This is a genomic window from Pseudomonas sp. R38(2017) (assembly GCF_002112395.1).
Taxonomy (GTDB): Bacteria; Pseudomonadota; Gammaproteobacteria; order Pseudomonadales; family Pseudomonadaceae; genus Aquipseudomonas.
This window is the reverse complement of record NZ_NEHN01000002.1, coordinates 116,460-131,822: the sequence shown is the minus strand read 5'-3', so window position 1 is coordinate 131,822 and position 15,363 is coordinate 116,460. Positions and strand designations below refer to the sequence as shown.

The 15,363-nt window shown below is 62.1% G+C and carries 10 protein-coding genes and 1 pseudogene; all 11 read left to right on the top strand.

Annotated features, from left to right (window positions below):
• Positions 1 to 325: 325 nt before the first annotated feature.
• Positions 326 to 853: pseudogene (locus CAF87_RS29665) on the top strand (methyl-accepting chemotaxis protein); the annotation flags it as partial.
• A 156-nt stretch (positions 854 to 1,009) separates the two neighbouring features.
• The gene (locus CAF87_RS04270; RefSeq protein WP_085731272.1) at positions 1,010 to 1,456 is read left to right on the top strand and encodes a DUF411 domain-containing protein; all 447 of its coding nucleotides are present in this window, start codon (positions 1,010 to 1,012) and stop codon (positions 1,454 to 1,456) included.
• The gene (locus tag CAF87_RS04265) at positions 1,456 to 1,890 is read left to right on the top strand and encodes a YqaA family protein (RefSeq protein WP_085731122.1); all 435 of its coding nucleotides are present in this window, start codon (positions 1,456 to 1,458) and stop codon (positions 1,888 to 1,890) included. Before CAF87_RS04270 ends, CAF87_RS04265 begins: the two co-directional genes overlap by 1 nt.
• Positions 1,891 to 1,975: 85 nt before the next feature.
• Complete coding sequence (locus CAF87_RS04260) at positions 1,976 to 3,001, top strand: alpha/beta fold hydrolase (protein WP_085731123.1); 1,026 nt, start codon at positions 1,976 to 1,978, stop codon at positions 2,999 to 3,001.
• A 13-nt stretch (positions 3,002 to 3,014) separates the two neighbouring features.
• Positions 3,015 to 3,968: a D-2-hydroxyacid dehydrogenase family protein gene (locus CAF87_RS04255; RefSeq protein WP_085731124.1), complete on the top strand. Its 954-nt coding sequence runs from the start codon at positions 3,015 to 3,017 to the stop codon at positions 3,966 to 3,968.
• Between the two features lie 528 nt (positions 3,969 to 4,496).
• Positions 4,497 to 6,083 carry a glycogen synthase GlgA gene (glgA, locus tag CAF87_RS04250; RefSeq protein WP_085731125.1) on the top strand — a complete coding sequence of 529 codons (1,587 nt, stop codon included), beginning with the start codon at positions 4,497 to 4,499 and terminating at the stop codon, positions 6,081 to 6,083.
• 18 nt (positions 6,084 to 6,101) lie between these two features.
• Positions 6,102 to 7,904, top strand: a complete 1,803-nt coding sequence (gene treZ, locus CAF87_RS04245) for a malto-oligosyltrehalose trehalohydrolase (RefSeq protein ID WP_085731126.1) — start codon at positions 6,102 to 6,104, stop codon at positions 7,902 to 7,904.
• Positions 7,901 to 9,979, top strand: a complete 2,079-nt coding sequence (malQ, locus tag CAF87_RS04240; RefSeq protein WP_085731127.1) for a 4-alpha-glucanotransferase — start codon at positions 7,901 to 7,903, stop codon at positions 9,977 to 9,979. The genes treZ and malQ overlap by 4 nt, the downstream gene beginning before the upstream one ends.
• Positions 9,976 to 12,750 (top strand): malto-oligosyltrehalose synthase, encoded by a 2,775-nt coding sequence (locus tag CAF87_RS04235; protein ID WP_085731128.1) that lies wholly within the window; start codon positions 9,976 to 9,978, stop codon positions 12,748 to 12,750. Before malQ ends, CAF87_RS04235 begins: the two co-directional genes overlap by 4 nt.
• 29 nt (positions 12,751 to 12,779) lie before the next feature.
• Entirely contained in the window at positions 12,780 to 13,100 is a 321-nt protein-coding gene (locus CAF87_RS04230) for a DUF2934 domain-containing protein (RefSeq protein ID WP_085731129.1), read from the top strand.
• A 103-nt stretch (positions 13,101 to 13,203) separates the two neighbouring features.
• A complete protein-coding gene (gene glgX, locus CAF87_RS04225) occupies positions 13,204 to 15,363 on the top strand; it encodes a glycogen debranching protein GlgX (RefSeq protein ID WP_085731130.1) in 2,160 nt (719 codons plus the stop codon).

Below are 15,363 nucleotides of genomic sequence, written 5' to 3'. Positions count from 1 at the left end.
GCAGAACATGATCGGCGAAGTCACCCAGGCCACCGGCGCCATGGCTTCGAGCCTCGACAACCTGCAACGCACCTCGGCACACACCAGCCAGATCCTGTTGCGCCACGCCTCGGAAACCGACCAGACCGTCACCGCCATCAACGAGATGAGTTCCACCGCAGAAAGCGTTGCGCAGAACGCTGCCGAAACCGCTGCGTTTACCCAGCGTGCCAACGAAAATGCCGACCGCTCACGGGTCGTGGTGGGTGAAGCGACCAGCAGTGTCGTGGCGCTGATCGATGAAGTGGCCAGTGCCACTCACAAAGTCGAAAACATGCAACAGGACGCCCAGCGCATTACCGAAATCCTCGGTGTGATCGGCGCCATCGCCGGCCAGACCAACCTGCTTGCGCTGAACGCCGCCATCGAAGCCGCCCGCGCCGGTGAACAGGGCCGCGGTTTCGCCGTGGTCGCCGATGAGGTACGCGCCCTCGCCGCCCGCACCCAGGCCAGTACCTCGGAAATCAACGAAATGCTGGCCCGCCTGACCCAGGGTGTGAGCTCTTCGGTCAGCGCCATGGAAAACACCCAGGCCAGTTGCCAGTCCGCTGCCGATGCCACCGCCCGGGTTACCACAGGTCTCGATGACATGGCCGGTTCCGTCAGCCACATCAACAGCCTCAGCGCCCAGATCGCCACCGCCGCCGAACAGCAGAGCGCCGTCACCGAAGAGATCAACCGCAGCATGGTGCAGATCCGCCACATGGTGGATGATCTGGTACAAAGCGGCCAGGCCAGCGAAACCAACACCCGCCAGTTGCTGGAAGCCAACAGCCGGGTGAGTGCGATCATGGGGCGGTTCAAGGTCATCTGACGGATTTGTCATCTCGCACTCAGGAGGCTGTCAGCTTTGATCTACGATCATGCTGACAGCCTGCCTTGTATCAACTGGAAACACTCCGTTGATGCCCGGTCGGAAAAACCGGTCAAAATGCGTCTTTTTGACCGTCACCCGAGTCGAGAACCCTGCATGAAAAACCCTCTGCGTCTGGCCGCCCTGAGCGCCCTGCTCCTTTCCTCCCTGGCGCAAGCCGCCGACCTCATTCCGATCGAAGTCCACCGCGACGCCAACTGCGGCTGCTGCAAAAAATGGATCAGCCATCTGCAAGCCAACGGCTTCAAGGTCGAAGATCATGTCGAAGCGGACATGAGCAGCTTCAAGCAACAACACGGTGTGCCCCCACGCCTCGCCTCCTGCCACACGGCAATCATCAACGGCAAATTCGTCGAAGGCCATGTCCCGGCGGAACAGGTGCTGGCACTGAGCAAGCGTGACGACCTGCTCGGAGTCGCAGCGCCGGGCATGCCGATGGGCTCGCCGGGGATGGAAATGGACGGCATGAGCGATGCCTATCAGGTGATCGGCCTGAAGAAGGACGGTTCCGATGTAGTGGTGGCGGATTACCCGGCCCATTGATGACGGCGGGTTATCTCGGACTGTTTTTCGCTGCATTTGGCGCGGCGACGCTGTTGCCGCTGCAATCGGAAGCCGTGCTGGTCGGGTTGCTGGTCAGCGACCGCTATTGGCTGTGGGGGCTGCTGGCCTTGGCGACGCTGGGCAATGTCCTCGGTTCGCTGGTCAACTGGTGGCTGGGACGCGGGCTGGAGCGGTTTCAGGATCGGCGCTGGTTTCCGGTCAGCCCGAAACACCTGGACCGCGCCCGCGATCACTATCAGCGTTATGGGCACTGGTCGCTGTTGCTCAGTTGGCTGCCGGTCATCGGTGATCCCCTGACGCTGGTCGCCGGGGTCATGCGCGAACCCCTCGGGCGATTCCTGTTGATCGTCACCCTGGCCAAAGGTGCCCGTTATGGAGTGCTGGCCATGCTCACCCTGGGCTGGCTCGGTTGAACGTTCAGGCCCGGGCATTGCCTGTGTTTAACGTCGCCCTAATCCGGCCGTTCCAGCATCGGCCGATTTCCTGTGGAGTTGTCCCATGTCTGTGTCGCTGACCCGCTGGCTGCCCGGCCTGCTGTTGACCGCTGCCCTGCCCCTGTTCGCCCATGCCGAAGGCGCGCAATACGGCCCGGAACTGCAAGGTTTCGATTATCCCTACACTCTCAAGCACTTTGCCTTTCAGTCCCAGGGCCAGTCTCTGCAAATGGGTTACATGGACGTCGCCGCCCACGGCAAGGCCAACGGGCGCACCGTGGTGCTGATGCATGGCAAGAATTTTTGCGGCGCGACCTGGGACAGTTCGATCCAGGCCCTGAGCGAGGCCGGTTACCGGGTGGTTGCCCCGGATCAGATCGGTTTCTGTACCTCCAGCAAACCCGATCATTACCAGTACACGTTCCAGCAACTGGCGGCCAACACCCAGCAATTGCTCAAGGCGCTGGGCATCCAGAAAGCCACCCTGCTCGGCCACTCCACCGGCGGCATGCTCGCCACCCGCTACGCCCTGCAATACCCGGATCAGGTCGAGCAACTGGCACTGGTCAACCCGATCGGCCTGGAAGACTGGAAAGCCCTCGGAGTACCGTATCGCAGCGTTGACCAGTGGTATCAGCGCGAACTGAAAGTCTCCGCCCAGGGCATCCGTGACTATGAACGCAGCACCTATTACGACGGTCGCTGGAAACCTGAATTCGACCGCTGGGTGGACATGCTCGCCGGCCTGAGCAATGGCCCGGGCAAGACTCAGGTTGCATGGAACTCTGCGCTGATCTACGACATGATCTTCACCCAGCCGGTGTACTACGAGTTCAAGGACCTGAAGATGCCGACCCTGTTGCTGATCGGGACCTCCGACACCACAGCCATCGGCAAGGACATTGCGCCACCCGAGGTGAAAGCGAAAATCGGCCACTACGAGGTGCTGGGCAAGCAGGTCGCCAAGCTGATTCCGCAGTCCACGCTGGTGGAGTTCCCCGGCCTGGGCCATGCCCCGCAGATGGAAGAACCGGCGCAGTTCCACAAGGCGCTGCTCGGCTGGCTGAACAAAACCAATCCCGTTCGTTGAGGAGTCAAGGCTGATGGCGGTGCAGATTGCAGTGATCGATGACTGGCAGGACGTGGCGCGTGACGTGGTCGACTGGTCGGTGCTGAACAGTCTCGGCGAAGTGACCTTCGTCCATGAGTACCCGGCGGACAACCCCACGCTGGCCGAGCGCTTGGGCCGGTTCGAGGTGATTTGCGTGATGCGCGAACGCACGCGCTTCGATGAAGACCTGCTCAAGCGTTTGCCGAACCTGAAGTTGCTGGTCACCGGCGGCATGCGCAACGCAGCGCTGGACATGCCGGCCGCCGCCCGGCTAGGAGTCAAGGTCTGCGGCACCGACAGTTACAAGCATGCCGCACCGGAGCTGACCTGGGCGCTGATCATGGCCGCCACCCGTAATCTGGTTAATGAAGCCAATGCCCTGCGTGCCGGCCAATGGCAGCAAGGTCTGGGCGGCGACCTGCATGGCAAGACCCTCGGCATTCTCGGGCTCGGCAGTATCGGCCAACGGGTGGCGCAGTTCGGTCAGGTGTTCGGCATGCGTGTCATTGCGTGGAGCGAAAACCTCACCGCCGAGCGCGCCGAACAGGCCGGGGTCACCTATGTCAGCAAGCAGCAATTGTTCGAACAGGCCGACGTGCTGTCGGTGCATCTGGTACTCAGCGACCGCAGCCGTGGTCTGGTCGATGCCCAGGCGCTGGACTGGATGAAGCCGACCGCCCTGCTGGTCAACACCGCGCGCGGGCCGATTGTCGACGAAACGGCGCTGATCAAGGCGTTGCAGAAACAGCGCATCGGTGGTGCAGCCCTGGATGTGTTTGATGTAGAACCGCTGCCGGCGCTGCATCCGTTCCGCACGCTGGACAATGTACTGGCCACGCCTCATGTCGGATATGTCAGTCGCCAGAACTATGAACAATTTTTTTCGCAGATGATCGAGGACATTCGGGCCTGGTCGGCGGGAGAACCGATCCGCCTGCTGAATTGACCCACGCCTGCTTCGCGGGCAGTCCATGCCCGCGAAGCAGCATCCACTGACCGCCTGCCAACACAACTGCCCGCACCGCAACAGTGCATTCGCACTTTCCCTGCGCCCGAAAACGTGACCGGCCGGTCACCGTTTTGCATCGTCCGCCCCTCCAAACATGCACTTCGTCGGTGCGATGCCCCTCTCAAAGCCACGGTTTCCGTGGCCCTGCAACACATTGTCGAACAATTCATCCGATTGCCCTGGCCCGCTCTAGGATCTGGCCTAGACTGGTTTTCGCGAGGCGAAACCGACCGGTCACAACGCGGAAATTTTGTCGAAACTTTTGCTGATCGCCACGGGTCATCTGAAAGACAGGGCCAAAGCGACTGGTTCATTCCTTGCAACGGCCTCTTCACCCATTCTGCTTGCGCGTGTTGGGTAGCGTTTGCTCACCGATGCGTGGCGCGTTTGCGCCCGGCCACAGGATTTGGCCATGGACATCGCTTGTTCAAGACAAGAATCAGATCAACAAAACGGGAGATTCATATGATCAGTGCGGCATTGGATATTCAGGGAGAGCGTGCTCACCAGCCCGTCGGCGAATCGAGCACCATGAGCGTTCCCGGCAGCCGGTCGATCAACGTCCCGGGTACAAAAACCCTGGCACCGGTAGCCAGTCAGAATCCCAACAAGAAGAAAGTGTTGTTCGTGACCTCGGAAATCGCCGATCTGGTGAAGACCGGCGGTCTTGGTGACGTTTCTGCCGCCCTGCCCCGCGCAATGGCGCATCTGCATGATGTCCGGGTGCTGATCCCCGGTTACCCGCAAGTAATGAACAGTGAAAATCCGATCCATATCATCGGTGAACTGGGTGGCCACGCCGCGCTGCCGCCCTGCAAGATCGGGCGCATGGACATGCCTGACGGCCTGGTCATTTATGTGCTGATCTGCCCTGAACTCTATGCCCGCGACGGCGGCCCTTATGGCGCCAACAACGGTCGCGACTGGCCGGACAACCACATCCGTTTCGCCCGCCTGGGCCTGGCCGCCGCCGATATCGCCGCCAACCTCGCACAAATCCACTGGTGCCCGGATCTGGTGCACGCCCACGACTGGCCGGCCGGGCTGGCACCTGCCTATATGCACTGGCGCGGGCAGCGCACGCCAACCCTGTTCACCATTCACAATCTCGCCTATCAAGGCGTGACCAGCCTCGGCTCGTGCCCGGAACTCGGGATTCCCGCCCATGCCCTGCAACAGGAAGGTATGGAGTTCTACGGCAAGATGTCGTTCCTCAAGGCCGGCATGGCCTATTCGAGCCACATCACCACGGTCAGCGCCACTTACGCGCAGGAAATCACCACCCCTGATTTCGGCTGCGGTCTCGACGGTTTTCTCGCCGCCAAGACCCAGCAAGGCTTGCTCAGCGGGATCCCCAACGGCATCGACGAGAGCTGGGACGCCGCCACCGATCCGCACCTGTTCGCGCCATTCGCCATCGGCGACTGGGAAGGCAAGGCCGTCAACGCCGCCCACGTGCGCGAACTGTTCGGTCTGCAGGACTCCGAAGGCCCGCTGTTTGCCGTGGTCTCGCGTCTGGTCTATCAAAAAGGCCTGGACCTGACCGAAGCCGTCTCCGAGTACATCGTGCAGAACGGTGGCCAGATCGCGATCATCGGTCGCGGCGAGCCGGAAGAAGAACAGGCCATGCGCGACCTGGCCCTGCGTTTCCCCGGCCAGATCGGCGTGCGCATCGGCTTCAATGAAACCGATGCCCGGCGGATGTTCGCCGGCAGCGACTTCCTGCTGATGCCGTCGCGTTACGAACCTTGCGGCTTGAGCCAGATGTACGCCCAGCGTTTCGGCTCGTTGCCGGTGGCGCGCAATACCGGCGGGCTGGCCGACACCATTGAAAACGGCGTCACCGGATTCCTGTTCAACGAATCGACGGCGGACAGCTACCGCGAAGCCCTGAGCCGCGCGTTCAAGGTTTTCGCCTTCCCGGACCTGCTCCACGCCATGCGCTGCCGGGCGATGGCGGCACCGTTCAACTGGTGCAAGGCCGTCGAACCCTACGCCGAACTCTACGAACAACTGGTGGCCAAGGCCTTGGGTAAAACGCACCACAAATAACCAGGGAGGTTTTCAACGATGCCGTTACGGACACCTGAAAGCTGGCCCCACGGCGCGATCATGCTGGATGCCGACCACACGCAATTCGCGTTGTGGGCGCCGGATGCGTTTTATGTCAGCGTCGAGCTGGACAATGGCCAGTCCTTGCCGATGCTACCGCAGGGCGATGGCTGGTTCGTGATCAAAAGTCACTGCCCCGCCGGTCGTCGCTACCGCTATAACATCGACGGCGAACTGGAGGTGCCCGACCCGGCCTCCAGGGCGCAGGACGGCGACCTCGACCGCCACAGCGTGGTGGTCGATCCGCACGCCTATCACTGGCGGCACAGTACATGGCAAGGCCGGCCATGGAACGAAGCGGTGATCTACGAACTGCACGTCGGCGCCCTCGGCGGTTTTGCCGAAGTCGAGCAGCATCTGGCGCGACTGGCCGGGCTGGGCGTCACCGCCATAGAGCTGATGCCGATCGCGCAATTTCCCGGCGCTCGCAACTGGGGCTATGACGGCGTGCTGCACTTCGCGCCGCAGGCTTCCTATGGCACGCCGGAACAGCTCAAACACCTGATCGACAGCGCCCACGGCTATGGTTTGGCGGTGATTCTTGACGTGGTCTACAACCACTTCGGCCCGGACGGCAATTATCTGCATCGCTACGCCAAGGGCTTTTTTCGCGAAGACAAACACACCCCGTGGGGCGCGGCCATTGATTTCCGTCGCCGCGAAGTGCGGGACTTCTTCGTCGAAAATGCGCTGATGTGGCTGTTGGAATACCGTTTCGACGGCCTGCGCCTGGACGCGGTGCATGCCATCGAAGACCCGGATTTCCTGCAAGAACTGGCGCAGCGCATCAGGCAGCAGATCGACCCGGCGCGGCACGTCTGGCTGACCGTGGAGAACGAGCACAATCAGGCCAGCCTGCTGGAAGACGCCTACGATGCCCAGTGGAACGACGACGGCCACAATGCCGTGCACGTACTGCTGACCAGTGAAACCGATGCCTATTACGCCGACTACGCCGAACATCCCACCGAACAACTGGCTCGCTGTCTGAGTCAGGGTTTTGTCTTTCAGGGTCACCTGACCCGCCACGGCACGCCCCGTGGCGAGCCGAGCGAACATCTGCCGTCCACCGCGTTCGTGCTGTTCCTGCAGAACCACGACCAGATCGGCAACCGCGCCTTCGGCGAACGCCTGCATCAACTGGCCGATCCACGTGCCCTGCAGGCCGCCACCGTATTGTTGCTGTTGTCACCGATGATTCCGTTGATGTTCATGGGCGACGAGTACGCCGCCGAGCAACCGTTCCAGTTTTTCACCAGCCACCACGGCGAACTCGCCAAATTGGTGCGCGAAGGCCGGCGCAACGAATTCGCCGCGTTCAGCGCATTTGCCGATCCACAGCGCCGCGAGCAGATTCCCGATCCCAACGCCGAGCAGACGTTCCACGCCTCGCAACCGCGGCTGATCGGCAGCGGCACACCGAAACAGCAGGCCAGCCTGGCGCTGTATCGACAGCTGCTGCAGTTGCGCCACCGACACATCATTCCGCACTTGTCGGGTACCCGGGCGCTCAGCGCTCAAGTGCTGGGGCCTGGCGCTGTCAGCGCGCGCTGGCGTCTGGGAAATGGCAGCGAGCTGCGAATCGACCTGAACCTCGGCGACAGCCCAGTGGTCAACCCACCACAGGCCGAATCGGTGTGGCTGTTCCGTCAGCCACCTGCTGCCGGCCTGACGGATGAAGGGCAACTGCCCCCCTATTGCGCGCTCGTCAGCCTCACGGCCGCAACCCCTTTGCCACCCCTGGATGGAGAGCGCCTATGAGCGATGCGCAACTGGAAATTCTCGCCAGCCGAGCCGGCCTGGCGGTCGACTGGATCGACGCCAATGGCCGTCAGCAAAAAGTCGCCCCGGCGGTGCTGCGCAATGTCCTCACCGGGCTCGGTCACCCGGCCGGCTCGGCCCAGGAAATCGACGCCAGCCTGCTGGAACTGCAACAAATGCAACAGGATCGCCAATTGCCGCCGCTGCTGACCGCCGATGTCGGCGTGGGCCTGGACCTGGCGCGTTACTTCGAACCGGAAAGCCCCTGTGAGATTCATCTGGAGGACGGCTCGCGGCTGTCACTCATGCTCGATGCCGATGCGGTGTTGCCCGGCGAGATCCCCGTCGGTTATCAGCAAGTCCATATCGCCGATCAACATTTCATCCTGGCCGTGGCCCCCGAACGCTGCTACAGCGTGGGCGATGCCGTGGACAACCCGATCCCCCGTGCCTGGGGCTTGAGCGTGCAGCTTTACAGCCTGCGCCGCCCCGGCGACGGCGGTTTCGGTGACACCCAGGCCCTTGAGGAACTCGCCCGCAGCGCCGGCGAACGCGGTGCCGACGCCCTGGCGATCAGCCCGCTGCACGCGATGTTCAGCGCCGACACCGGGCGCTACAGCCCTTATTCACCGTCCAGCCGACTGTTCCTCAATTCCTTGTATGCCGCACCCGGGACCATTCTTGGCGAGCGCGCCCTGCGCGATGCCATCGACGCCGCAGGTCTCAATGATCAGTTCGAGCAACTGGAAAACCTGAAACTGATCGACTGGCCCAGCGCCGCCGACGCCAAGCAAAAACTCCTGCAAGCGCTGTACGAAGGTTTCATCCGTGGCGAGCATCCGTTGCAGGCGGATCTCTCCAGCTACCGCGATGCGGGTGGTGAAGCGCTGGAGAATCACTGCCGCTTCGAAGCCATCCAGGAAATGCGCGCCGCCCGTGGCGAAAACCTCGACTGGCGCGAATGGCCCGAACATTGGCACGACCCGCGCGGTGCTGCTCTCAGTGCGTTTGCCGAGGAATACGCCGAACGCATCGACTACTTTGCGTTTTGCCAGTGGTTGATTCACCGCTGTCTGGAGCGCGCGCAAAACGCCGCCCGCAGCGCCGGCATGGGTATCGGCCTGATCGCCGACCTGGCGGTGGGTGCCGACGGCGCCGGCAGCCAGGCCTGGAGTTTTCAGGACGAGTTGCTGTCGTCACTGACGGTCGGTGCGCCACCGGACATTCTCAATCGCTCCGGCCAGGGGTGGGGCATCTCTGCGTTCTCCCCGGAAGGTCTGGTGCGCAATGGCTTTCGGGCGTTTATCGACATGCTGCGCGCCAACTTCGCCCACGCCGGCGGCCTGCGCATCGACCATGTCATGGGCCTGCAACGGCTGTGGGTGATTCCCAACGGTGCGGCCCCGGCGGAAGGCGCGTATCTGTATTACCCGGTGGACGACCTGCTGCGTCTGCTGACCCTCGAATCCCACCGCCATCAAGCCATCGTGCTGGGCGAAGACCTCGGCACCGTGCCCGATGGCCTGCGGGAAAAACTGGTCGCCCGGGCCATGCTCGGCATGCGCGTGCTGTTGTTCGAACAGGACAACACCTGGTTCAAGCCGATCCTCGACTGGCCGGACAACGCTTTGGCCACCACCAGCACCCACGATCTGCCGACGCTCAATGGCTGGTGGCATGGCCGGGACATCGACTGGAATGCGCGACTCGGGCTGATCGACGCCAACGGAGAAATCGACTGGCGCCGCTATCGCGAGCGCGAACGCGACGGTTTGCGCAATGCCCTGAGCCAGGACCCGCAAAACTTTCGCGAGGAATCCCACGAGGCTGATCAGGTGGTCGACGCCAGTATCCGTTTCCTTGGCCACACCCGCGCGCCACTGGTGCTGCTGCCGCTGGAAGACGCGCTGGGCCTGGACGAGCAGGCCAACCTGCCCGGTACCATCGACACTCATCCGAACTGGTCGCGGCGCCTGCCGGGTACCAGTGACACTTTGCTCGATGGCGTCGATGCCGCGCGGCGTCTGGAACTGCTCGCCTGCGCCCGCCTTCAGGCCGCCGAGCGTGACCAATGAATACAGTGCAAAACCTGACCTTGCGCGCCACGGTGCGTCTGCAGTTTCACAAGGGCTTCACCCTCGATGAGGCCGTGCCGCTGGTGGCGTACTTTTCCCGGCTCGGCATCAGCCATGTTTATGCTTCGCCACTGCTCGCGGCCCGTGCAGGCTCCATGCACGGCTACGACGTGGTCGACCCGACCCGGGTCAACCCGGAACTTGGCGGCGAACCGGCATTGCGCCGGCTGGTCGCGGCTCTGCGTGAGCACGGCATGGGACTGATCCTCGACATCGTCTCCAATCACATGGCGGTCGGTGGCGGTGATAATCCGTGGTGGCTCGACTTGCTGGAATGGGGCCGGCTCAGCCCCTACGGCGAGTTCTTCGACATTCAATGGCACTCGCCGGACCCGTTGATGGAAGGCCAGCTGTTGCTGCCCTTCCTCGGCAGCGATTACGGCATTGCATTGCAGGACGGCACGCTGCCGCTGGTGTTCAACGCCGACTCCGGCACTTTTCACATCGAGCATTACGAACATCACTTCCCGATCTGCCCCGGCGATTATGGCGAACTGCTCAAAGCCGACGAGCCGGCGAACGAAGTGCTCAAGTCGCTGGCCGATCGTTTCAGCAGCCTCAGCTACCAGACCGACGCCCGCTCGCTGGCGATCCCGCTGAAGGAAGAACTGCAGAAACTGGCGAGCGCCCCGCACATCCTGCAAACGATCCAGCGCAACTTGACGCATTACGACTCGAAAACCGACGAGGGCTTCCAGCGTCTGCATCAACTGCTGGAGCGGCAAAGCTATCGTCTGGCCAGTTGGCGCACCGCAGCGGACGACATCAACTGGCGGCGCTTCTTCGACATCAACGAACTCGGCGGCTTGCGGGTCGAGCGGCCCGCCGTGTTCGAAGCGACCCACGGCAAGATCTTCCAGTTGATCGAAGAAGGCCTGATCGACGGCCTGCGCATCGACCACATCGACGGACTCGCCGATCCTCGGGGTTATTGCCGCAAGTTGCGCCGACGCCTCGACTTTCTGGCGCCGGGGCGGCACTTGCCGATCTACGTCGAGAAGATTCTCGGCGACGGAGAAACCCTACACGCCGACTGGGCGGTGGATGGCAGCACCGGTTACGAATTCATGAATCAGCTGTCGCTGCTGCAACACGACCCGGCCGGTGAACATGTGCTCGGCGACTTGTGGCAGCGGCGCACCGAGCGCCCCGCCGCGTTTATCGAAGAGGCACGGCTGGCGCGTCAGCAGATTCTCAATGGTTCGCTGGCCAGCGATTGCGAAAGCGTTGCCCAGGCGCTGCTGCAAGTGGCGCGGGACGACCTGATGACCCGCGATCTCACGCTCGGCTCGATTCGCCGGGTATTACAGGCATTGATCGTGCACTTTCCGGTGTATCGCACCTACATCAGCGCGATGGGCCGCTCAGCCCAGGACGAAGTGTTTTTCCAGCAGGCCATGGAAGGTGCGCGGCAGACCTTGAGCGAAAGCGACTGGCCGGTGCTTGATTCTGTAGCCGGCTGGCTCGGCGGCCAGCCTTGGCGGCGCAAACCCCGTGGGCGTTCGCGCAAGATCCTGCGCCATGCCTGCGTACGCTTTCAGCAACTCACCTCGCCTGCTGCCGCCAAAGCCGTGGAAGACACCGCGCTGTATCGCTCGGCAGTGCTGCTGTCGCGCAATGACGTGGGCTACAACACCGAACAGTTCAGCGCCCCGGTCAGCGATTTTCATGCGACAAACCTGCAACGTCTGGCGACATTCCCCGACAACCTGCTGGCCACCGCCACCCACGACCACAAACGCGGCGAAGACACTCGCGCGCGCCTGGCCGTGCTCAGCGAGCGCAGCCACTGGTACACCGAGCAGGTCGAGCTGTGGCGCGCCCTCGCCCGGCCGCTGCGCAATGACGATCAGGTGCCGTCGTCGGCCGACGAGCTGATTCTCTATCAAGCGTTGCTCGGCAGTTGGCCGCTGGAGCTGCACAACGACGATCAGGCGGGTTTCGCCGACTACGCCAGACGCATCTGGCAGTGGCAACAGAAAGCCCTGCGCGAAGCCAAGTTGCAAAGCAGCTGGAGTGCGCCGAACGAGGCCTATGAAAATGCCGCGCAATCATTCACCGAGCAGTTGTTGTTGGCGCCGGAAGGTGAACTGCTGCGTGGGGCATTGGCCAAGTCAGTCAACAGCATCGCCGCTGCCGGCGCCCTCAACAGTCTGGCGCAAACCTTGCTGCATATGACGGTGCCGGGGGTGCCGGATCTGTATCAGGGCAACGAGTTCTGGGATTTCAGTCTGGTGGATCCGGACAACCGCCGGCCGGTTGACTACGACTTGCGAGAACAATCCGTGAAACCCGCATCGGCATCGGAACTGCTGTCGAACTGGCGTAACGGGCGCATCAAGCAAGCGTTGATCGCTCAGGTACTGAACTTGCGCGCCGAATACACCGATTTGTTTCGCCGAGGCTCGTACCAGGCCCTGGAGGTGCTGGGCAGCCAGGCGCACAACGTACTCGCGTTTGCCCGCGAGCACGGGGATCAACGGGCAATCGTCATCGTGCCGATCCGTTGCGCGACACTGCTGGAAAACGGTGCTGTACCTCAGGTCGATGCGCTGCGCTGGGGCGATACGCGGGTGGAATTACCGTTCGCCGCCTCCGACGAAAATCTGAAGGGACTTTTTTCGAGCACCGCAGTCACAAAAAACAGGGAGCTGGAAGTCAGCTCTGCGCTGGGGGATTTCCCGGTCAATCTGTTTATCCAACACTTCTAGAAGCATGAGTTCAGTTCAGGAGCATTGCGATGAGTACCGACGATAAACGCATCCGCGAATTCGCCTATCAGATCTGGGAATCGGAAGGTAAGCCAGAAGGTCATGAAGCCCGCCACTGGGAGATGGCGCGCAAACTGGCCGAGGCCGAGGCTCTGGCACCGAAGAAATCGCCGAAGTCTGGCGCTGGTAAAACGGCGACCACCAAGGCTTCTGACACCAAGACGTCTGCGGCCAAGCCCAAAACCACGACCACCAAAGCCAAACCGGCGAGCGCCGCGAAAGTGATTCCACCGGGCGAAAAAACCGCCGAGAAAAAGCCCCGCGCACCCCGCAAGCCCCCGGCAGCCTGAAGCTTCTCGAACCGTTGAACCGAATGGCCGTGTGGCGGGTTCGCTCGCCACCGAGGGTTCACTCGTCCTTTAAAAATGCCCACCCCGATTTGCAGGAGCAATCATGACCCGTCCAAAGAAAGCCGAGCCCGCCGCACACGTCGAGCCTTCGCGAATCCGTGAAGGTCTGCCCTTCCCGCTCGGCGCGACCTGGGATGGCCTGGGGGTGAACTTTGCGCTGTTTTCCGCCAACGCTACCCGTGTCGAACTATGTATTTTCGACGATGCCGGCGAAGTCGAACTCGAACGCATCGAATTGCCGGAATATACCGACGAAATCTTCCACGGCTATCTGCCCGACGCGCACCCGGGCCTGATTTACGGCTACCGGGTCTACGGCCCCTACGATCCGGCCAACGGGCACCGCTTCAACCACAACAAATTGCTGATCGATCCCTACGCCAAGCAACTGGTCGGCCAATTGAAGTGGTCTGAAGCACTGTTCGGCTACACCATCGGCCACCCGGATGCCGACCTCAGTTTCGACGAGCGCGACAGTGCGCCCTTCGTGCCCAAATGCAAAGTCATCGACCCGGCGCACACCTGGGGCAACGACCACCGCGTCAGCGTGCCGTGGGACAAGACCATCATTTACGAAACCCATGTGCGCGGCATCAGCATGCGCCACCCCGCCGTGCCGGATAACGTGCGCGGTACGTTTGCCGGGCTGATGGTCGACGATGTGCTGGAGCACATCCGCAAACTCGGTGTGTCGACCGTGGAGTTGTTGCCGATCCACGCCTTCGTCAACGACCAGCACCTGCTGCACAAAGGCATGACCAATTACTGGGGCTACAACAGCATCGCGTTCTTCGCCCCGGACCCGCGTTACCTGGCCAGCGGCAAGATTGCCGAATTCAAGGAAATGGTCGCACACCTGCACGATGCCAATCTCGAAGTGATTCTCGACGTGGTCTACAACCACACCGCCGAGGGCAACGAGCAAGGCCCGACCCTGTCGATGCGCGGGATCGACAACGCCTCCTACTACCGCTTGATGCCGGATGACAAGCGTTTCTACATCAACGATTCCGGCACCGGCAACACTCTCGACCTGAGCCACCCGTGCGTGCTGCAGATGGTCACCGATTCGTTGCGCTACTGGGCCAGCGAAATGCACGTCGATGGTTTCCGCTTCGATCTGGCGACCATCCTCGGGCGCTATCACGACGGTTTCGACGAACGCCACAGCTTCCTCGTTGCCTGCCGTCAGGACCCGGTGCTGCGTCAGGTAAAACTGATCGCCGAACCCTGGGACTGCGGCCCCGGCGGCTATCAGGTCGGCAACTTCCCGCCGGGCTGGGTCGAATGGAACGACAAGTTCCGCGACACCGTGCGTGCGTTCTGGAAAGGCGATGACGGGCAGCTCGCCGACTTCGCCAGCCGCATGACCGCTTCCGGCGAGATGTTCAACCAGCGTGGCCGTCGTCCTTATTCGTCGGTGAATTTCGTCACCGCTCACGACGGTTTTACCCTCAACGATCTGGTGTCCTATAACGACAAGCACAACGAGGCCAACGACGAAAACAATCAGGACGGCAGCAACAACAACCTGTCGTGGAACCACGGCGTCGAAGGCCCCACCGACGACCCGGAAATCAATACGCTGCGTCACCGGCAGATGCGCAATTTCTTCGCCACCCTGTTGCTGGCCCAAGGCACGCCGATGATCGTTGCCGGCGACGAATTCGCCCGCACTCAGGACGGCAACAACAACGCCTATTGCCAGGACAGCGAGATCGGCTGGGTCAACTGGGACCTGAGCGAGGACGGCAAGGCGCTGCTGAAATTCGTCAAACGCCTGATAAAGCTACGCCTGGCGTACCCGATCCTGCGCCGCGGACGCTTTCTGGTCGGCGAATACAACGAAGACATCGGGGTCAAGGACGTAACCTGGCTGGCACCGGACGCCACGGAAATGACCACCGAACACTGGCACGATGCGCACAATCGCTGCCTGGGCATGTTGCTCGATGGTCGTGCCCAGGAAACCGGCATCCGCCGCAAGGGCGCCGACGCGACGTTGCTGCTGGTAGTCAACGCCCACCACGACATCGTCAACTTCACTTTGCCGGAAGTGCCTGAAGGCAGTTTCTGGACCTGCATGGTCGACACCAATCAACCGTCGATCCGGGGTCAGGAACGCTTCGATTTCGGGCATCAATACTCGGTCACCGGGCGCTCGCTGTTGTTGTTCGAGCTGCAACGCGACGAGGAAGAATGA

Bases quoted from the DNA above. Each gene is read 5' to 3' on its own strand.
- CAF87_RS04270 (WP_085731272.1), top strand. From the start codon at position 1,010: ATGAAAAACCCTCTGCGTCTGGCCGCCCTGAGCGCCCTGCTCCTTTCC.
- CAF87_RS04265 (WP_085731122.1), top strand. From the start codon at position 1,456: ATGACGGCGGGTTATCTCGGACTGTTTTTCGCTGCATTTGGCGCGGCG.
- CAF87_RS04260 (WP_085731123.1), top strand. From the start codon at position 1,976: ATGTCTGTGTCGCTGACCCGCTGGCTGCCCGGCCTGCTGTTGACCGCT.
- CAF87_RS04255 (WP_085731124.1), top strand. From the start codon at position 3,015: ATGGCGGTGCAGATTGCAGTGATCGATGACTGGCAGGACGTGGCGCGT.
- glgA (WP_085731125.1), top strand. From the start codon at position 4,497: ATGATCAGTGCGGCATTGGATATTCAGGGAGAGCGTGCTCACCAGCCC.
- treZ (WP_085731126.1), top strand. From the start codon at position 6,102: ATGCCGTTACGGACACCTGAAAGCTGGCCCCACGGCGCGATCATGCTG.
- malQ (WP_085731127.1), top strand. From the start codon at position 7,901: ATGAGCGATGCGCAACTGGAAATTCTCGCCAGCCGAGCCGGCCTGGCG.
- CAF87_RS04235 (WP_085731128.1), top strand. From the start codon at position 9,976: ATGAATACAGTGCAAAACCTGACCTTGCGCGCCACGGTGCGTCTGCAG.
- CAF87_RS04230 (WP_085731129.1), top strand. From the start codon at position 12,780: ATGAGTACCGACGATAAACGCATCCGCGAATTCGCCTATCAGATCTGG.
- glgX (WP_085731130.1), top strand. From the start codon at position 13,204: ATGACCCGTCCAAAGAAAGCCGAGCCCGCCGCACACGTCGAGCCTTCG.